Below are 224 nucleotides of genomic sequence, written 5' to 3'. Positions count from 1 at the left end.
TAGTCTGGCGCTGGTCGATGCCATACTCACGGCAAACGCAGCTGAAGATGTGTGCGAAGGCCGGTGTGTCCTGCTTGCGATTGGCGAACTGGATGCCGTTATCCGTCAGAACAGAATGGATTTTGTAGGGCACTGCAGCGATGAGATTGCGCAGGAACTGGGCCGCGACCATCTTGCCCGCTCACTCGTGCAGCTCGACATAGGCGAACTTGGAAGTGCGGTCG

General features: G+C 57.6%; 1 pseudogene. It reads right to left on the bottom strand.

The features are described from left to right. Positions 1 to 224: pseudogene (locus AC58NV_RS23840) on the bottom strand (IS481 family transposase); the annotation flags it as partial.

The organism is Leisingera sp. ANG49 (assembly GCF_059694505.1).
This window is presented reverse-complemented; position numbering and strand designations above follow the sequence as displayed.